General features: G+C 28.9%; 22 protein-coding genes. 20 read left to right on the top strand and 2 right to left on the bottom strand.

Translation table 11 applies throughout. The features are described 5' to 3' along the window. The first annotated feature begins 3 nt into the window (after positions 1 to 3). From AJN70_RS07000 to AJN70_RS06955, 10 genes are all read left to right on the top strand, one after another. Positions 4 to 384, top strand: coding sequence for a hypothetical protein (locus AJN70_RS07000; RefSeq protein WP_002871223.1), 381 nt, complete (start codon positions 4 to 6; stop codon positions 382 to 384). After that, entirely contained in the window at positions 384 to 770 is a 387-nt protein-coding gene (locus AJN70_RS06995) for a terminase small subunit (protein WP_002826748.1), read from the top strand. The genes AJN70_RS07000 and AJN70_RS06995 overlap by 1 nt, the downstream gene beginning before the upstream one ends. Beyond that, complete coding sequence (locus AJN70_RS06990) at positions 767 to 2,059, top strand: terminase (RefSeq protein WP_070248396.1); 1,293 nt, start codon at positions 767 to 769, stop codon at positions 2,057 to 2,059. The genes AJN70_RS06995 and AJN70_RS06990 overlap by 4 nt, the downstream gene beginning before the upstream one ends. Further along, positions 2,049 to 2,321: a hypothetical protein gene (locus AJN70_RS06985; RefSeq protein ID WP_002781524.1), complete on the top strand. Its 273-nt coding sequence runs from the start codon at positions 2,049 to 2,051 to the stop codon at positions 2,319 to 2,321. The genes AJN70_RS06990 and AJN70_RS06985 overlap by 11 nt, the downstream gene beginning before the upstream one ends. Beyond that, the gene (locus AJN70_RS06980; protein ID WP_070295638.1) at positions 2,302 to 3,840 is read left to right on the top strand and encodes a hypothetical protein; all 1,539 of its coding nucleotides are present in this window, start codon (positions 2,302 to 2,304) and stop codon (positions 3,838 to 3,840) included. Before AJN70_RS06985 ends, AJN70_RS06980 begins: the two co-directional genes overlap by 20 nt. Next, entirely contained in the window at positions 3,833 to 4,036 is a 204-nt protein-coding gene (locus AJN70_RS06975) for a hypothetical protein (protein ID WP_000931940.1), read from the top strand. Before AJN70_RS06980 ends, AJN70_RS06975 begins: the two co-directional genes overlap by 8 nt. Continuing rightward, the gene (locus AJN70_RS06970; protein WP_070295637.1) at positions 4,026 to 4,673 is read left to right on the top strand and encodes a hypothetical protein; all 648 of its coding nucleotides are present in this window, start codon (positions 4,026 to 4,028) and stop codon (positions 4,671 to 4,673) included. The genes AJN70_RS06975 and AJN70_RS06970 overlap by 11 nt, the downstream gene beginning before the upstream one ends. A 10-nt stretch (positions 4,674 to 4,683) precedes the next feature. Next, entirely contained in the window at positions 4,684 to 5,064 is a 381-nt protein-coding gene (locus tag AJN70_RS06965) for a hypothetical protein (protein WP_070233398.1), read from the top strand. 259 nt (positions 5,065 to 5,323) lie between these two features. Then, entirely contained in the window at positions 5,324 to 6,415 is a 1,092-nt protein-coding gene (locus AJN70_RS06960; RefSeq protein WP_002865494.1) for a hypothetical protein, read from the top strand. Then, a complete protein-coding gene (locus tag AJN70_RS06955; RefSeq protein WP_070295636.1) occupies positions 6,415 to 10,110 on the top strand; it encodes a PBECR2 nuclease fold domain-containing protein in 3,696 nt (1,231 codons plus the stop codon). Before AJN70_RS06960 ends, AJN70_RS06955 begins: the two co-directional genes overlap by 1 nt. 251 nt (positions 10,111 to 10,361) lie before the next feature. Here the strand turns inward: AJN70_RS06955 and AJN70_RS06950 are convergent, their stop codons facing one another. Both AJN70_RS06950 and AJN70_RS06945 read right to left on the bottom strand, forming a co-directional pair. Further along, the gene (locus tag AJN70_RS06950) at positions 10,362 to 10,712 is read right to left on the bottom strand and encodes a hypothetical protein (protein WP_070284440.1); all 351 of its coding nucleotides are present in this window, start codon (positions 10,710 to 10,712) and stop codon (positions 10,362 to 10,364) included. After that, positions 10,702 to 10,911, bottom strand: a complete 210-nt coding sequence (locus AJN70_RS06945; RefSeq protein WP_070284442.1) for a hypothetical protein — start codon at positions 10,909 to 10,911, stop codon at positions 10,702 to 10,704. Before AJN70_RS06945 ends, AJN70_RS06950 begins: the two co-directional genes overlap by 11 nt. Positions 10,912 to 11,323: 412 nt before the next feature. Between AJN70_RS06945 and AJN70_RS06940 the strand changes: the two genes are divergently transcribed. From AJN70_RS06940 to AJN70_RS06895, 10 genes are read left to right on the top strand one after another with little or no spacing between them, the layout of a single operon-like run. Continuing rightward, complete coding sequence (locus AJN70_RS06940; RefSeq protein WP_070295635.1) at positions 11,324 to 12,358, top strand: DUF5309 family protein; 1,035 nt, start codon at positions 11,324 to 11,326, stop codon at positions 12,356 to 12,358. Beyond that, on the top strand, positions 12,358 to 12,762 hold the full coding sequence (locus AJN70_RS06935; RefSeq protein ID WP_070252223.1) for a hypothetical protein: 405 nt from the start codon (positions 12,358 to 12,360) through the stop codon (positions 12,760 to 12,762). Before AJN70_RS06940 ends, AJN70_RS06935 begins: the two co-directional genes overlap by 1 nt. After that, positions 12,743 to 12,937: a hypothetical protein gene (locus AJN70_RS06930; RefSeq protein ID WP_002799287.1), complete on the top strand. Its 195-nt coding sequence runs from the start codon at positions 12,743 to 12,745 to the stop codon at positions 12,935 to 12,937. The genes AJN70_RS06935 and AJN70_RS06930 overlap by 20 nt, the downstream gene beginning before the upstream one ends. Positions 12,938 to 12,939: 2 nt before the next feature. Beyond that, complete coding sequence (locus tag AJN70_RS09880; protein ID WP_070277389.1) at positions 12,940 to 15,582, top strand: hypothetical protein; 2,643 nt, start codon at positions 12,940 to 12,942, stop codon at positions 15,580 to 15,582. A 1-nt stretch (position 15,583) separates the two neighbouring features. Further along, a complete protein-coding gene (locus AJN70_RS06920) occupies positions 15,584 to 16,033 on the top strand; it encodes a hypothetical protein (protein WP_002789150.1) in 450 nt (149 codons plus the stop codon). 12 nt (positions 16,034 to 16,045) lie between these two features. After that, complete coding sequence (locus tag AJN70_RS06915) at positions 16,046 to 16,681, top strand: DUF4376 domain-containing protein (protein ID WP_002789149.1); 636 nt, start codon at positions 16,046 to 16,048, stop codon at positions 16,679 to 16,681. Further along, a complete protein-coding gene (locus AJN70_RS06910; protein WP_070292598.1) occupies positions 16,678 to 17,061 on the top strand; it encodes a hypothetical protein in 384 nt (127 codons plus the stop codon). The genes AJN70_RS06915 and AJN70_RS06910 overlap by 4 nt, the downstream gene beginning before the upstream one ends. Next, complete coding sequence (locus AJN70_RS06905; RefSeq protein ID WP_004306042.1) at positions 17,054 to 17,428, top strand: DUF1353 domain-containing protein; 375 nt, start codon at positions 17,054 to 17,056, stop codon at positions 17,426 to 17,428. The genes AJN70_RS06910 and AJN70_RS06905 overlap by 8 nt, the downstream gene beginning before the upstream one ends. Continuing rightward, on the top strand, positions 17,425 to 18,705 hold the full coding sequence (locus tag AJN70_RS06900) for a hypothetical protein (RefSeq protein WP_070292597.1): 1,281 nt from the start codon (positions 17,425 to 17,427) through the stop codon (positions 18,703 to 18,705). Before AJN70_RS06905 ends, AJN70_RS06900 begins: the two co-directional genes overlap by 4 nt. A 48-nt stretch (positions 18,706 to 18,753) precedes the next feature. Continuing rightward, a complete protein-coding gene (locus tag AJN70_RS06895; RefSeq protein WP_070295634.1) occupies positions 18,754 to 19,215 on the top strand; it encodes a DUF5675 family protein in 462 nt (153 codons plus the stop codon). Positions 19,216 to 19,375: the final 160 nt, after the last annotated feature.

The raw sequence follows: 19,375 nt of genomic DNA, 5'->3' as shown, positions 1-19,375 counted from the left end.
GAAATGGAAAAGTATATTTTAAAAATTGATTTAAAAAGCAACCCAGTTCCTTATAAAAGAACCACGCAAAGATCTAAATTTGCATGTAAAGATTATCTTAAATATTTAGATTTTAAAAAACTCTTGCAAATGGAGTTTAGAAGACAAAATAATATTAGCTGTTTTCAAGCCTTTGATAAGCAAAAAAAATATGAGTTTTCTTTAAAAATAGGATTTAACAGCAAAAGGCATGGCGATGGGGACAATATCGTAAAATGCGTGTTAGATGCGTTATTTGAAAACGATAAGAATGTTTTAAAAGGCGATTATGAGATTATTAGTTTTAAAAAATCTTTTTTAAACTTAGAAATCAAAGAATTTAATTTTAAAGAAGGGGTGGCTTGATGGCTAGAATGATGACAAATGGCAAAAGTATGACAAAAGAAGAGCTTGTTTCAAAAATAGAGAGTTATTTTAATGAAAGAGTTGTCTTAAAAGAAACTAAGGAGAGTATTATTTTTGCACCTAAAACAAAAGTGGGATTAGCTGTGTATTTAGGAATTACAATGCAAACCTTAGGCGAGTGGGAGAAGGATAAGGATTTCGGAGAAATTGTATCTCAAGCTAAGCAAAAATGTGAAATGGATATTTTAAACCATTCCTTAATCGGCACTTATACTCCTAGCGTTAGTATGTTCTTGCTAAAAAATCAACATGGCTACGTGGATAAACAAGAAGTAGTTAGCGATAATGTTCAAAAAATAGAAATTATAAGAAGTGAAATCAAATGAAATTAAAGCTTGACTTTTCTTACACTCCTGCACAACTTAAAGTTTTTGATGATAAAAATCCACGCTTTATAACTGTAGCAAAGGGCAGAAGACTTGGTTTTACAAGGGGAAGTGCTAAGTTTGTTATCGAAAACTTGCTTTTAGGACAAAATGTTTTATGGGTGGATACCATACAAGCAAATTTACAAAATTATTACGAGTTATATTTTACACCTGAGTTAAAAAACTTACCAAAAGATTTTTACTCATGGAGTGTGCAAGACAAGAAACTAATTATTAATGGAGCAGTGCTTCATATGAGAAGTGCTGAAAGAAGTGAAAATATCGAAGGTTTTGGATATGACCTTGTTATCTTAAACGAAGCAGGAATTATTTTAAAAGGTAGTAAAGGAGAGTATCTTTGGTATAACGCCATACGCCCTATGTTGCTTGATAACCCTAAATCAAGAGCAATTATCGGTGGAGTTCCTAAAGGAAAAAATCTATTTTACGAGCTATGTAGAAAAGAACTCAGCGATAAAAATTGGAAACATTTTCAATTCTCAAGCTATGATAATCCATTTTTAAAAGAAGAGCAAATTAAAGAATTAATTGAAGAAGTAGGCGGAGAAGGTAGTGAAGTTGTCAAGCAAGAAATTTATGGTGAGTTTATAGATAGCTCGAGTGCTGAATTATTTTCTCTAAGTGAAATTGAAAATGCGATGAGCAAGAACTCTTTTAGCATTGAAAAAATGCAAGGCGAGAATATTTGGGGGCTTGATGTAGCAAGATATGGAGATGATAAGAGTGTTCTTGCAAAAAGAAAAGGTTTTGTAATTGATGAGATTAAAAAATACTCACAACTTGGAACTATAGAATTAGCAAACAAAATACTAGCTGAATACAATCAAAGCGAAGATAAACCAAAAGGTATTTTTATAGATACTTGCGGTCTTGGCGTTGGCGTATACGATGTCTTGTTAAATTATGGTTTGCCTGTATTTGAGGCAAATTCTGCAAATTCTGCAACCAGTAATGAATACTTAAATAAAAGAGCACAAATGTATTTTACATTTGCTAAAAACTTAAAACACATGGAGCTTTTTAAAGATGAAGAATTAAAAAAAGATATGAGAATGATTGAGTATGAATATAGCGACAAGGGGCTTTTAAAGATAGTTTCAAAAGAGTATTTAAAAAAGAATTATGGCAAAAGTCCTGATGTTAGCGATGCGGTGGCATTAACTTTTTTTGAAAAACTATACAGCAGAAACAATACTAATGAAGATTGGAGTTATGATGGCTGGTGAGTTTTTAATGATCTATGATGCAATTGATGTAAACAAAATAAAAAAGCTTTCAAATTTAAGCGATGAGGCTATAAAGTCAAGTCTTGCAAATGAATTTTTAGAGCTTGTATCAGGGTTTAATAATATTTCTAAAAAGAAATTTAAAAGAGAATTTGCGGAGTTTTTATTTGAAAAAGGAGTGAATGAAAAAGATATTTTAAAAATAACAAATTTAAGCAAAACAACAATATGGAGAATTATGAATGAAAACAAAAAGAACTAATGATGAGAGAGTGTCGTTTTTAACACAACTCATTAGCGAAAGTAAAAGTGGATATGAAAATTACAAACCACACTTTAAAGAGTTGCAAGATGCTTATTTGCTTGAAAATAAGGTAATGCAAAAATTGAGAAAAAGAAATAAATCAAGTATTTACATACCAAAAATAAACGCTAAGGTAAAGTATTTAATCACTAGCTTAAATGATGTATATTTTAATAGTGAGAGAATGGCAGATATTGAAACTTACATTAATAGCGATGATACGATTATAGAGCTATGGCAGAATGCAATTGATTTTTATAGTGGTAAAATCAATATGTTTAAGATTTTTCAACCGCTTTTCTTAGATGTTTTACTTGTGGGAACAAGTATAGCCAAGGTTACTTGGCATAAAGGAATGCCACGCATTGAAAGAGTAGATATTGATAGTATATTCTTTGATCCAAATGCGTTAAATAGCGAGGATGTAGGATATATAGTCAATGAAATTTACCTAACCTATAATCAAATCCATGAAAGACAAAAGCTAGGTTTTTATAAAAAAAATGAAATTGAAAAGCTTTTTGATGAAGATGATGAGTATAAAAAAGTAAAGCTTTATGATATTTATGAAAGAAAAAACGATGATGAGTGGGCGGTTTCTACCTTATTTGAAAATAATTTACTTAGAAATGAAGTTACTTTACAAGATGGACAGCCTTTTGTCTGGGGTTCAATGCTACCACAACTTAAAAAGATAGATAACGAAAACTATGTAAGTGCTTATGGCGAGCCTATAATGGCTTCTGCTATGCCTTTGCAAGATGAAATTAATATAACTAGAAATCTTTTAATAGATGCAGTAAGAACTCATATCATGCCTAAAATAATGATGCCAAAATCAATGGGAGTAAGCAGAGAAGATATAGAAACCTTAGGAAAACCAATATATACAGACGATCCAAAAGGAGTGCAGATATTACCACCACCAAATGTAAATAGTGCAGGAATGAATTTACAGCTTTTAGAAAGCGAACTCACAGAAGTTACAGGAGTTAGTCCACAAAACAATGGAGCTCAAACTGCACAAAATGAAACAGCAACAGAAATTAGCATAAAAGCACAAGAAGGCGGAAGAAGAAGTGCTGACTATATAAGACAGTATAACGAAACTTTTATAGAGCCTTTATTTGATAGATTTGCAATGCTTGTTTTTAAGTATGGAGAAGATAGTTTTTTTAATGGTTTTCAAAGAGAGGATATACCTAGTTTTAGATTTAAAATTCAAACCGGCACAGGTGCCATGAATAAAGAAATTAGACGTGCAGGAATTCAAGCTAGTATGCAAGTTTTTTCACAATTATATCAAATGTATATGAGCATAGGCGATGCAAATTCTGCTTATGGGATTATAAATGCTAGCAAAGAACTTACTAAAGAATTATTACCAATTTTAGGTGTAAAGAATGTAAATAGTTTATTTGCTTTTGAAAATAATGAAGATATTAATCCGCAAATGCAAGGAGAAGCTAATGCTTAATATTGAAATTAAAAGCGATATATCTAAAACTAAAGGAGGAAAGAAATTAATAGATTTTATCAAAGCAAAATATAGTGAATGTTTTTATATAGCAAAAAATAACGATGAAAAAGAGTTAAGGTTAAAAGCTTTAGATACTATGGCTTTTTTAGACATAATAATCAATAAAATAAAGGATGAAGAAGATGGAAAATGATGCTTTAAAAGATTTAATAAATGTCATAACAGATGATGATAAAGGAGATGTTGCTAATAATGGCGATGAACCTACGCAAGTAGCAGATAATGAACCTACGCAAGTTGACAATGAGAACGAGCCTGATTATAAGGCGATGTTTGAAGCTTATAAAAGTGAAAATGACAACAAATTAAATGCTTTAATGAGTGAGCTTGAAGCTTTAAAAAATCCAAAAAAAGAGCCAAGCGAACAAGAATTACAAAGAGAGCAGTATTTAAAAGAATTAGGACTTGATGGACTTGATGAGAAATTAAAAAGGCTTGAAGAGCTTGATAAAAAGCAAAAAGACAAAGAAGAGCAAGATGCGCTAATCGCTAAATACGCACAAGTAGAAAGCGAGTTAAGAAAAGCCTATCCTGATGCGGATTTAAAGGCTATGGCAGAACTTGCCACAAAATTAAATGGTTTAGGCGAAGGTAATATTGACAGCTGGAAAACCTTGCTTAATTTGGTCGGAAAATCAAATAATGCCAAAAAAGCTGAAGATTTATCAAGCGCAAATAATAATGTAAGAACTAGTGATTTTAACGATAAGTTAAAAAAAGGCGAAGTTAGCGAGATAGATCTAGGCAAAGAATTATTAAGTTTGGTATAAAGGAGAAATCATGGATTTTATAACAGCTTTAAAAGGTGGCACAGGATTAGGCTCTAGCTTTGCAGATACTTTGATAAAAACAAGCAATTTTACTCCAAATTTAGCAAGTAGTAGTAGTGGTTTTTTAAATGGATTAAAAAATTCTTTTAGTAATTTTGGAGATTGGTTATTTAAAAGTTCTGATGCAAATAAAGTAACTAATTTTGATAGATTAGGAAATGTTTTAGGTGGTGCTGGTGCTTTATATGGTGCTTATAATCAGCAAAAGATGGCACAAAAGAATTATGAGCTACAAAAAGATGCTTATAACTTCAATAAGTATCTAGCTAATGAAGAATTAAATAGAAGAAAGAATATGGAAAATAAACTTCAAAACGTTTGGAGTAATTAAATAGATTTGGATTTAAGGAAGCCAAAGGGAAATTATAGCTCCCCTTTAAAAAGGGGAAATCAAGTATTAATAAACCTTGACTATAATTATACAAAGTAGTATAATTATAACTATAATTTTGGTTAGCAATTTAATCACCTCCCAACTGGGCGGTAAATTAACGCTAAAGGGTGGCGACCCTTTGGCGTTGCACCCTTTTAAAATTATACACAAACTTCCTTAAATCCTTTATTTTAAAAGAAAGAATAAAGGAAACAAAATGGCATTTTATAACCCACAAAGAGTAGTATTTAATCCTGATACAGGCGTTATACAAAACGCAGGAAAAGTCGGTGGCGTCTTATATGACATCATGAGCAAAAGTTTTGATGATAAAGTTAAAGCTAATGAGTTTCAGCAAGAGCAAGATTTAAGAAAGCAACAAATGGAATTTAATCAGGCTATGCAAAATAATCAGCTTTTGCAAAATGAGAGAAACTTTGATTATCAAAAGGAAAGAGCAAATATAGCAGATCAGCAATGGCAAATGAATTATAATCAAAGAGCTAGACAATATGCCATGCAAAATGCTTTAAGACAGCAAGCAATAAATGCAAGACAGCAAAAAGATGAAATTTTAGCAGGCCAAGCAATACTTAATCTACCAAGCTATACAAAGTCAAATCCTGAGATGAGAGCAATACAAGAAAGATTTAATACCATAAAAAAAGGTGGTGGTGATTCTTATTATGATGGGCAAGGTCTTTTTGGTGGAACATGGCAAAACATAAAAGGACTTTTTGGTGGAGATAATATAAATGATGCTCAAGATAGCTTATTTAAATTTATAAGCGATAGTATTTATAATGAAAAGGTTAGAAGAGACACAAACTATAATAGAACAAGGCATGATGAAATTTACAAAGAGCCTTCAGCTTGGAAAGCTCAAACTATAAATGCTAAAGAATATGAAAAAGCAATAAGGGATTATATAGCCACTAGTGAAGCTAAGATTAATGCTTATTATGATGAGCAAATGGCAAAGATTTCTAATTTAAAAAATCCATACATCAATAATCTTTATGAAGAGCAAAGACAAAAAGATTTAAAATATTTTAGAGAGGGATTGGCAAAGGATCTTGAGTCTTATTACATTAAAGATGAAATCTCAAATAAACCTAGTAAAAATGCAGTAATTATAGATAATTCAACAACTAATCAAAATACACCAAAATTACATAGCGTTAGTTTTAATGGAATTAATGCTCAAATATCAGAGCCTGATGCTAATGGTAATGTAATATTAGTTAATCAAGCAGGTAGAAAAATGCAAGTTAGCGTAGAAGAATTAAAAAAACAAGGATTAATATAATGAATATAAGAGAATTTTTATTAGAAAAACCACAAGAAAATAACATTATTTCATTTTTGCAAGATGGAGCAAGTCAAAGTGAAAATCAAAATACAAGTGAATATTTATCAAATTTAAAAAATGAAGTAATAAATGATTTTTATAAAAATAAAGATAAATATGCTAAAGAATATGAAAAATATAATTTCAAAGACCAAAATTTAACAAATCCTATGGGCAATATTAGTGAATATAAAAGGGATTTATATGATTATAATAAAAATCCATCCATGAATGCTGATGATTTAAGTAATTATATTTTAGACAAGCAATCTAAATTTAATGCCTCTAAACCTATTTTTGCTGATGATAATGAAGTAGCAAGAAAAAGTAATCAGTTTATGAGAGATTTAGGCGATGAGTTGCAAAAATCAGGGCGTGGAAGATTATTGCAAGATGATGATGGATCTTATTGGGTGCAAGATAATAACGGAAATTATTCTAAAGTGCAAGGTAGCACAATGGGTGATTTATATCGTGGATTAAGAGATAATGGTGCTAGTATGGCTTTAGGAACAGCAGGTGCCATTGGCGGCACAATGCTAGGTGGCGGAGTTGGTATGGTTGCAGGGGGTGCATTAGGTGCATCTTTAGGGGCAGGATATGATTACTACGGAAATACAAAAGATACAAATCAAGATATGAATTTAAAAGAAGCTCTTATGCTTATGGGTGAAAATGCTGGACTTTCTTTGATAGGAGACGCAGCTTTTACAGGAGTTGCTAAAGGAGCAAGAGCTTTAAAAAATACCTATAATATGGCAAAAACAGGAGCACAAGCCGGTAAAGATATGATAGATGGCATGGCAGTAAAAGGTGGTAATTTAGGCAATAGATTTATAGATAAAATAAGCAAGACAGATATACCTATGATAGGAAAATTTACAGATGGTGGCTTACAAAATGCAGAAACAATTTTTAATAATCTTACAAAAAATGTAGAGAATAAAAAACAAATAGATGAACTTATAGCAAAAGAAAATCCAACTTACCTAGAAAATGGAAAGCCTACAATAGAAATATTAAAAAACATTGTCGAGCAAGGACTTAATAAAAATAATCCACAATTTATACAAGATAGCGCTAAAAGAACAAGTGCTATTTTAAAAAATATTTCTAATAGTTTACAAGGAATGCCAACTACACAAAGAAGAGAAGTATTATTAAAAGCGGCTCAAGCTTATCCAGAAATAGGAAGTTTTTTAGATGATGTTTTAAAGGCTGATAAGGATGCTAGTATTTCTTTTTTAAATATGATTAAAGGGCAAGATGAAGTATTTAAAAACAAAACAGGTTTAAATGGTGAGTTTGGTTATAAGGCTTGGCAAAAAGATAATCACGCTTATGAGAATAGAATAAATCAAGAGTATGGCAGTGCTATAAGTAAATTAAATGAGCTTAATAATGGAAAAATAGTATTAACTAGTGAAGATTTAGTAAAGCTTGAAAATTTTAAAAATAATAATTTTTTAGAGCAAGATGTAAAAAATAACATACAAAGCTATTTAGATGAAATAAAAGGGAAAGAAGTAAGTGCGGAGCAAATCTTTGGATTAAGAACAGCTATAAATAAGCAATTAAACACAGGAAATAAAACATACAATACAAAACAAGCTTATGGAATAGTAAAAGAAATTTTAGATGATGCGTTGATAAGAAATGCTAGTGATAAGGTATTAGCAAAAGAAATCCTAAATAATGCAAATAAAAATTTTGCTTTAAAGGAAAATTTTAAAGAAAGTTATTTAGGCATGATGAAGTCACAAGAAACAAAAGAAGGGCTTACCGATAGATTGGTTAAAGGGCTTAGAAATATAAATGAAGATAAGAATTTAGAAAATGCTTTTAAAGGAATGAATGAACAAGAAAGATTGGCTAATGAAACTCATGCTATGAATGCTTTGTTAGAAAAACATAGGATTGAAGGTGTGGGGTATGATTTTAAATCCTTAGCAAAAGATTTAGAAGATGTCAATTTTTCAAGTAAAAAAATAAAAGATGTTAAAGGTGTTATTAATACATACGCTTTGATATATAACAATAATAGAGATTTGATAATGACAGCTTTAGCAAGTAGTGGTAAAAAGACAAACTCTTCAATGGCTACAACAATACAGGGTGTTTTTGATAGAATATTAATAAGTGGTATTTTTGCTAGATTACACGCTTTAGCTCCTTTTTTAAAAAGTGCTAAAGAACAAGCATTAAGAAATCAAATACTAGATGCTCTAAAACTTGCTAAAACCAATAAAGAAGTTATATCTAATCTTAAAAACATAAAAATAGCAGATCAAGAACAAAGTAGAATTTTTAAAGATGCTTTGGATAATTATATTAAAGTAGATAAAGAACAAAATAAAATATTAAAAGATGCACTAATTAAAGAAGGTGTTATCAAAGGCGACAACTTCTTCATGGATAAAGCTGATCCTAAAGACAATTCTTTAAGATTTATAGGCAAAAATGGCAAAGAGTATACTATAAATAAAGATGTTAGAAATGAATGGATGAAAACTTTCAATCTTAAAAATATCGATGATGAATATATCCCTAATATACCAAAAGAAGCAAAGATAGCTTTAAAAGATAGAGAAATAAAACTTACAAAAGGAAGTTTACTAAAGCTGATTGAAAAAGATAGAATTAAATACATACCACATATCAAAGAAACTTTAGAAAGCCCACAGGCAATCTTAAAAGATAAAGATGATTTTATTTTTATTAAAAATATAGATAATCAGACTTATTTTACAAGTATAGGCAAAGACTATGAAACGCATTTGACTATAATTAGCAATTCGCCAAAGAAACAAAATAATATAAAAAATAAAATGAAAAATGCTGAAGTAGTGTATTATAATAATGCGAGAGCCTTACCGACATCTAGGGCATCTTCAGAGACAAAGCAAGTGTCGTTCTCTAACGAAAATTCTACCCAAGCTAAGCCTAAAAAAAACTTAATGGATGATATAAAAGAGAACATTAAGGCTAAAGAAGTAAAGAAAAAGAATAAAAAAAGCGTAAAACAAAGGCTTGATGAGAAAATACAAAATGATAAAAAGGCTAGTGAAGATATTCTAAAAAGATATGATAATTTTCTAAAAGAGAATAAAGATTATAATCTTGATGTTATGGGTAATTTAGATGTTATTACTAGAGAATTTATACTCAATGCTAAAAAAAAGACACATAAAGGCAAAAAAGCTGATATACCTGATCTAATGCGCTCTAAAATCGAACAAGAATTAAACATACAGCCTTTAAAAGAATTTGGAAAAAATTATGCAGAATATTATCACGATGGAAAAGGTGCTTTACAAAAACTACTCATTGAAAAACAAGGACAGGTAGCAGGTGCTTTTCATAGAAAAGATTTAGGGGATATTGATTTGGTTTGGGGAGATGGAAACTTTGGATTAAGTCATATTGTCAATCGAAGAGAAGAAGATTTCATTAAACAAGGGTTAAATAAAATAGAAGCAAAAAATAAAGCTTTAAATTTTATAAAAGAAATAGAAAATATTATAAATAATGGAAATGTAAAAAAAGGTAATAATAGAGCTTTTATTGAAGTTAAGAATAGTAGAGTTATGGTAGCACTTGATTATAAAGGTAAAGATAAAAAGTGGATTATAACCGCATATAATTTTTATTAATATTATCGCCCCTAGCTTAGCCGATACGCACTAAAGCTAGGCTTAATACTGACACTTTAAGCGTGAGTAGTGTCAATGGCGATTATTAATTATAGCATAAATTCATGTAATTATTTTTTAAAACATAAAAGATAATTGGAATTAGAATTATAATAAAGTTTATATACATCTTTCACAATTACAAAGAGCGAGATTCTGCCTTTAAACTCTTAATTAAAATTCTAACAAGCAAAGTTAAAAACAAAATTAAGTTAGTTTTTAGATGAACCAACACCTGCTAAATATCCAAAAACGCTTGCTAGTGTTGTACTAAGCAAACCTAATCCTATGTCTATTTTTTCAGTAAATAAAACAAGATAAAGACTAGCTATCAGAAGAATAAAAACCGCAGTACATGCTATATTCATAGATTTGTGCCATTTTTTATTTTCTTTAGTCAGTTTATTAACAGCAAAATCATATTGTCTTTGATTATCTTCTCTAGTGGCTTCAATTTGAGCTAAAGTAGCCTTTTGCTTGCTGACTTCTATTTCAGCCATAACTTTGCCTACTTTTTCAAAAGTTTCAAGTTCTTTATTATCTTTAACTATTTCATTTTTCATATTTAAGTTTTACATTATCTTCAAATTTTGTATTGTTTTGTTGTATAGCTTTTAATACACCTTGTATTATCAATAAATCTGTATTTTGTATTTTTGGATAATACCCTTTATAGTTTAAATAAGAAATAACAACAGCATTGTTTGGATTTTTCTCTTGAAGTATTTTTGTTTCATTGTAGGCATTTAATATACTACTCATTTTAATTCCTTTTTTTATGGTTAAATTATACCTTTTTTATAGTTAATTTATACTTATTTTATAAAAGTGTAAATATTTGAAGTCTTCACCCTGCTTTTTTTGAAGACTTTTAGTGTTTTAAGGACAAACTAAGCAGGGTTTCTTTAAAATATCATTAACTATATTAAAAGATTAGTTCTTATCTAGCTCTTTATCGCTACGATAAGGACTACTAAAAGCATTAAGATTATAATAACTTCGTTCATCTTAACCTCCTTTCAAACTTTTTACAAAGTCTTCAAAGAGATATCCTTAAAACCATAAAATTATATACAAAAAATACTTAAAAATTTAATTTCATTTCAAAACACACTATATTTGAAATAGCTATTTTTGGAAAAATCCTTAAAACTAAACTAAGGAGAATTCAAAAATGGCTTTACCTTCAATGGGGCATACAGCACCCGCAACAGAAAATGTTAAATTAAAACAATCAATATACGAAACGATTATTAAAATCGGAGCTACTGAAACACCAATTTTAAATAAAATAGGTACTTCAAAGGTTACAAATCCTTTAACTCATAGTTGGATTACTGATACTTTTGAAGAACCAAAAAAGAATGCAAATTTAGAGTTAAGTAAATTTGTAGGTGAAACAAAAAACACAGCTCAAAAAACTACAAATGCTACTCAAATATTCATTACCGAAGCCATGGTATCAAAAGCTTTATTAAAAGCAAATCAATATGGTGGCAATGAAATGGAGTATCAAATCGGCAAAAAAACCAAAGAACATAAAATGGATATGGAATATGCTTTATTTGGTCTAGGTAGAGATAGTGATGTAAAAAAATCAGTTTTCAAAGATTATGTTCAAGCACAAGAAGCAATAAGTGGAGAAATGGCTGGACTTTTTCATTATATCGCTAAAGGAAAAGATAGCTTTTCTGATGGAAAGCGTGGAAATGTATTAGCTTTTGATGAAACAGGAGATTGGAGTGGAACTGCAACAGAACTAACAGAAGATAAACTTAATCAAATTTTGCAAACCATTTGGAATAGCGGAGTGACGCCTAAAGATGTCTTTTTAGGAGCTGACTTAAAAGGAGCTATCAATAAATTCGCTACAAGAATTTTAGGCAATGAAACAAAACTAGCAGGACAAGTAGTGAGCCTTGAAACAGATTTTGGAACGGTAAATTTCCATATGCATAGATTATTAAGCCCTAAATATGGTTTGGGTGATGTTTTAATTGCTGGGGATTTTGAGTATATGAAACATGGGCTTTATATTCCTACTATGATTGAAGATGTTCCAACTGATATTACTGCAAAAGCAAAAAGATTTTATACGCAAAGCACTTTAGAAGTAAGAAATGCTGATGCTTTTGCTATAGGAGTGGGATTAACTAGCGGAAATAATGCAAAGGCTAAAGCGGTTTTAAAAGCAGCAAAAGGTGTGTAATGCTTTGTATTATGGCTAAAAAACTCGTTATCGCTAAAGTTAAAAATTCTTACAAAATGATAGAAGATGATGAAGTTTTAAAAGCCTATTTTATGGAAGCATTTTATTATATTTTATCAAAATGTGTTCCTAGCGTTCTTTTAAAAAATGTAGAACAAGGCGAAAAAGTTTTTAGGCAAGTTAGAAATAATCATTTTTTGATTATTCCTGATGAGCCTGATTTTGATAATGAAAAAGAACATTTAATGATAGATGAAACACTTAGTTTTGCTGTGATTAATTATGTTTGTTATTTGATTACAAGATGCGAAGAAAAAGACTTTCTGGCATTATGCGACAAGATAATTTATGAGTATATAGCTAATGATGGCAAGGAGCTTGATGATGAAAGAACATGGTTGTAATTGTAATTTCACAAAAAAATTTAATAGAGCTTTGAGTTATAAAGACTATGTGCAAAGTATAAATAGTGCTGATTTTATAGCTTATTTAGATGATAAAAAATGGCTTTTAGCCATGGATGATCTGCTTTTCTTTTGTGAAAAGAGAATTAAAGACAGTGATTATTACGAAGGTTAAAAATGGGAACAAGTTTAAACGAATTAAAAACAGGTAGAGAAAAACTTGAAATCATAAATCAAGTTTTAGCTAGAATAAACAGCATTTCAGAAGCAATAGACAATACAAGACTTGATGAAGTTGTAGGCTTAAAACAAGCTTGCGAATCTTTAAAAAATGAATGTTTAAAATTTAAAAATGATATTGTAGATAAAAATGATGATATTTTAAGCAAATATGATGATATTAATAAAAAATATTCAAATATAAGTGAAAAATACAACAATGTAAATGCAAAATTTGATTATATTAAAGAAGCGTATGAAGATTTTTCTTTAAATAAACAAGAAATACAAAACATTAAAGATTTTTTAGAAAATAATACAGAAGAGTTTGAGAATTTAAAAAAAGATATACAGAAATATGAAGAAATAAAATTTAATTTAGATAATTATATTAATGAAATTAAACAAAATAAAGATTTTGTAAAAGAATATTTTGATTTGAACACAAAAATTAAAGATGAAATTTTAAGTGAACTTAATCATGCTTTAGAAATTGTAGATAGCTTACATTTAAATGTTGATGAATTAAAAGAAATAAAACCTGAATTAATAAGTATTAAAAAAGAAGTAAAAGATTTAGCAAATGAAGCAAAATTAGTAGTAAGTGAAGCAAGCGAAATTATAAAAAATAAAATTAACACTATATTCTTTGAAAACCAAAGATTAAATCAAGAAATGATAGATAGTGTTAAAAAGCTAGAAGAAATTAAATTTGATATTGGAGTTAAATATAAAGAAATAGCTAGTGCATATGAACTACTTTTAGAAAGCAAGCAAAATATAGAAGATTTAAGAGAAGTTATAGCTTTATATAAAGAATTTGAAAATGATATAACATCTTATTCCCAAATTATAAAAGATTTTAAAAGTAAAATAGAAAATTTAGAACGAGATTTAAAATCACAGTCTGAAAGTATCTACTCTTCTTTAAATGATAAACAAAATGAAATATTAAAAAATTTAAATGAAGTAAAAAATGAAGCTTTAGTTAAATTTGATGAACTTACAGCAAAATGTGAAGGGTATAAAATACATTTTGAGCAAAGTTATGATAGGTTTAATCAAAGAGCTTTGATAGCTAATGAAGATTTAGGTAGGTTAGCTGAAGTTGCTAAAAAAGAACTAGGTAATGATAAGTTAATTTATGAAACAGAATTAAAAGTTTTAGCTGAAGAAACAATAAAACAAATGGAAGAAATGCTCAAAGGTTTAAGTGATGAAAGAAATGAAGTCACAGAGGTTTTTGAAACTCAAAAGAAAGAATTTACTACTCTTGTAGATACTTCTAAAGTTATGATTGACAACTTAAATCATATTTTTAATGCGAATTATCAAGCAAAGAAAAATGAGTTTAGTATTATTTTTAATGAAAAATTGCATAGTTTAAACGAGAATAAGCAAGATTTTTTAAATGAGCTTGTGAGCGCAAAAGAAAACGGACTCAATAAAATAAATGAAACAAAAGATCAAAGCCTTAATGAAATAATCCAAACAAAAGAACAAGGACTTAATGAGCTTGAAACTAAAAAAGGTGAGTGCATAGATGAGATTGACAATCAAGCAAGAATCTATGATATAAGTGGTGTTAAGGCTAATGTTGAATATCTTCTTTCTTTGCTTAATGAGAAAGATGATGGTAAAGATGATGGAATTAAAGATGAAATTGCAAATATAGAGCAAGGTATAAAAGATAAAGAACAAGAGCTTGAAGAGATAAAAAAGCAAATTGAAGAAGCTTTAAACAATAATGATGAATTAAAGCAAAAAAATGAGGAATTAAAGGAAATTAAAAATCAAATCGATGAGGCTTTAAGTCAAGAACCACCTGCTGATACAAGCGAACTTGAAGAGAGAAAAGAAGAACTTGAAAATCAAATTGCTGAGCTTGAACAAGAGATTGCTGGTGAATTAATTAACAAAAAAGAGGAAATTGAAAAAGAACTTGAAGAAGCTAATCAAAACTTAGAGGACAAAAACAATGAGTTAGAGCAAAATGAAAAAGATAAAAAGCTAATTACACAAAAAGTATTAGATATAACTATTAAAACTTTAGAAGCACTTATAGATACAAAAGTAAGTTTAAATGGTGATGAAGAGATAAATGGAAATAAAACTTTTGCTAATCCTATTTTAGTAAAAGTAAATCCAACTAATGATAACCATTTAACAAATAAAATCTATGTAGATACCGCTTTAAATACAAAAGCAAATTTAAATGGAGATAATATATTTAATGGCACAAATACTTTTAATCAGGCATTAACTTCTCCAACCAATCCAACAAATGATAATCACTTAACTAGAAAATGGTATGTAGATTATGGTGGTGGAATTAAAAATCTTGGCACAACTGGCAGTATAAATCTAGATTTAAGACAAGCTCAACATTTTATTTTAACAGCAAATGCAGGAACAAGCATAGGAATAGCTAATTTTGGAGGAGTAGGAAAAAGCGGAACAATAACCATAAATAATTGTCAAAATGTAGTAGCTTTTAATGCCCCTTTTAATTTTAGAATAGCTCAAAGTGGATTTAGTGGCACTGAAACTTTTGCTTATTTTTGCATAGCTTCGAATAATGTAAGATTAGTAAGGACTTAAAATGAATTGTCTCCTTCTTTCTAATAATGGTATAGCACTAAATTTACCTCCATCTTTAGGAGGCTCGGTTGCAAATTATAATTATATGTTAAAGCTAGACATGATTTATAAACAAGCAGTGGTATTGCCATCAAATATTAATAATAAAGAAGTGGTTATGTTAGGAGAAGTTTGGACGACTGGAAATATGTCTAATAAAACTTCTGCAAATACTTTGCATATCACATGGAACAATTTTAACTCTAGTGTAGAATTGCATGCTTTAAGTAAATATTACACTGCCAATGCAAAAATCAAAGTAGAGAAAAAATTCAATTTTGGAAATATTGATAATTTACAAATAATGCTAAGTTCTTGGCAAAGCGGTAGTGCAAATGCAAGTGCTGGTTGGAACTTAAATGATGGGGATAGATTAAACCCAAGAGCAAATTTAACATTATACTGGAATTAAGAAAGGGTGAATATGTTTTATGATTTAAAAAATAAAAGTTTAAAATATGATGATATTTTTTTAAAAGATGTAAAAATACAAAACGAAGAAGGTGAAATTGATGCACAAGATACTTATTTTTTAAGTGCTTGCGATGATAAGCTTTTAAAAGAGCTTGGTTTTGCTAAAGTTAAAGAAGAAGAAATCCCAAGTTTTAATGAAAAAATTGAAGAACTTCGCCAAATTCAAACTTATGATGAAGAAAATAATCTTTATATTATTTCTTATGAGATTAAAGAAAAAGCATTAGAAGAGTTAAAAGAATTAAAATTAGAAGAACTAAAAGCTATAAAAGAAGAAAAGCTTTTGTTTATGCCTTTTAAAAATACTATATTTCAAATTGATACGGAAGCAAAAATTAATATTAGCGGAAAAGTTAGCGAGATAATGTTAGCAAATCTCAATAATACTCCTTTGGAAAATATTGCTTGGATTGATAAAGATAATAAAATCATTACATTTAACAAAGAAGAATTTTTAGAATTTGGGGTTGGTATCGCTAAATATACTGAAAGTATTATTTTTAAAAATGATGAACTAAGAAATAAAGTGAAAAATGCCACATCTTTAGAAGAATTAAATTTAATTGCATGGGAGAGTGAAAAATGAGTACTGAAAATATAATAAAAGAAGGTGCTATACTCGGTTCTTTAAGTGGATCTGCATTATTAGGATTGATGGTTTTTGTCTTAGCTGGGATTGCATGGCATTTATATAAAACTTTACATAAAGAAGCTGGGGAAAGAACAAAAGAACTTATAAGTGAAACCAAAAATACTAATGTCCTTATTAGAGAACAAATTGCAGTATCCAGAGCAAGTAGCGATAGTTTGGTTAAATTTATAGAAACACATTGCTCAAAAACCAATGACAAGCTAGAAGCTATAGAAACAGATCTTATGCGAATGGATGAAAGGCTTGTTAAGCTTACTCAAATAAGAAATGATGAATTAAGAAGTATTTTTAAAAAAAGGGAAAACAATGACTAAAACAGAATTAAAAAGGGTTTGTGTAAAGCCATACGATAAGGACAGATTTGAAGTGATACAAGATTATGAGTTTATTTTACCAAATTACAAAGGCATTGTACCACAAGGTTTTAAAACTGATGGAGCGAGTATTCCACGCCTTTTTTGGTCTTTGTTTCCACCTTTTAAAAGTGAGTATTTTAGCGCTTGTGTTGTCCATGACTATTTGTGTATAAATGCAAAATCAAGAGATGATTATAGGTTAGCTGATCTTGTTTTAAAAGAAGCAATGCAAGCTTTAGAAATAAATAAATTTAAGATTTTTGTTTTTTATTGCTCTTGTAATTTATTTCATCAGATCAAATGTTTAATAAAGGGGATAAGATGAGTTTAGAACAGGTTATAAATACTCAAAATGAAAGTTTAAATCAAATTATAAGTAGTTTACAAGAATTAGTTTTAAGTTATAAAAATGGTAATTTGAGTTTAGAAGATGTTAAAAAATTAATTAACGAAACTATTGAAAATATATCAAATGATTACATAAAAGAAAACGAGCTAAAAGAAAAACTAGAAGCCTTGCTAGAAGAGCTTGGAATCAATGCAAATATCAATGAAGAGAGTTTAAAAGAAGTTGTATTAAAAGTTGTTTTAGAAAATCAAGAAAGTTTAAAAGGTGATAAAGGAGATCCTTTTACTTATGAAGATTTTACAGAAGAACAGCTTGAAAATTTAAAAGGGCAAGATGGAGCTAAAGGAGCTGATGGTAAAAGTGCTTATGAACTTTGGCTTGAAAATGAAGAAAACACAGGAAAAAGTCAAGATGAATTTTTAGAAAGTTTAAAGGCTCAAACACCAACAAAAGAAGAAATTAAACCTATTATAGAAGAGATGCTCGAAGATATGAAATTAAATTTAGGCATTAATGGAATAAAAGTATCTAATTCTATTCCCACTCCAAAAACAAAAGCTAATGTTAATGATTTAATTATAACTTATAATGAAAATGTAAAACAACTTTGGCTTTGTGTGGCAAGTGATGATAAATACACAAGTTGGATTAATTTGCTTGGAAATGAAAATATTACAGCACAAGAGTTGATTATTATTAGTTTTGATACAAATTTAAATAGTGGTCAATATGGCGGATGTTTAAGTGATTTGCGTTTTGGTTTTGAAAATTCTTTAGCAAGCACTACGCAAATTATAAAAGGACTTAATGAAGGCAGTTTTTTAATCACTAAAGATGGAATGGGTTTAAAATCTAAAAATTATACTGAAGTTAGCGTTCTTTCAAAACCAAGTAAAAATCAAATAGAAGGAAATATCAAAACGAGCGGAATTTATAATGATCCTGCTTGGCATAATATTACCAATGCTTTAAAAAAATATGATGGCAATGCAAATGAATGCTGTCTTTGGGCTTCTAATATAAAAAATAGTGTAAGTATAGAGCTTTTTACAAATGAAATTCCTATGAGTCTTTTTTATAGGCAAGCTGGATATTATGGAAATGTCAATCTTTCAAATATAAAAATGCAAAAAGCCCTTAGAGTTCAAAATGAAATTATAGTCGAGAGAAGCTTTATAGGAATAAAAAAAGAAATTGATAAAACTACCTATGGTGATAATGCTTTTTTATTTGAATTTGAAGAAGAAAAATGAGTTTAAATCTAAAAATAAAATACAAAAAATAAAAAGAAAGGAATTATAATGAAAATAACAATTAATAGAAGATACATAGGTAAAACTTGTGTTATTGGTAAATTTAAGGTTTTAAGTGATGAAGAAGAAATTCTTTTTGAATGTTTTTCTTTGGAAGAAGATAAAGAGGGTTTAGAAAGTGGTAAAGATTTAAGAATACCTGAAGGAAATTATAATTTAAAAAGACATAGTCCTTCACGATTTGAAAATACTTTAAGAAGTATTACAAAAAAAGATGATGATACAATGATAAATGTTTATAATGATGAAGTTCTATCAAGCCGTGCAATTTTAATACACTGGGGAAACACTGACAAAGACACAAAAGGTTGTATCTTACTAGGACTTACCAAAGATAACAATAACGAAAGCATAGGACAAAGCAGACAAGCTTGCAAAGAATTTTATGATTTGGTGTATGGTAAAAATCTTGAAGACATTAAATTAGAAATAACAAATGAGTTAGCATAGAAAGGAGATAAAAGTTTAAGTAGGTTAAAGTTTACACCCCGCTTTTGCGGGGCAAGGCTAATAAGCCTTGACTATAATTACACAAAGTAGTATAATTATAATTATAAACTTCTGGTATGACATTTATATCACCACCTTTCGCGGGTGGAATTTAGCCATA

It is taken from the genome of Campylobacter sp. BCW_4341, assembly GCF_001764255.1.
In the GTDB taxonomy this organism is placed as follows: Bacteria; Campylobacterota; Campylobacteria; order Campylobacterales; family Campylobacteraceae; genus Campylobacter_D; species Campylobacter_D jejuni.
Note: the sequence above shows the minus strand (reverse complement) of the source record. Positions and strands in the feature narration are given on the sequence as shown.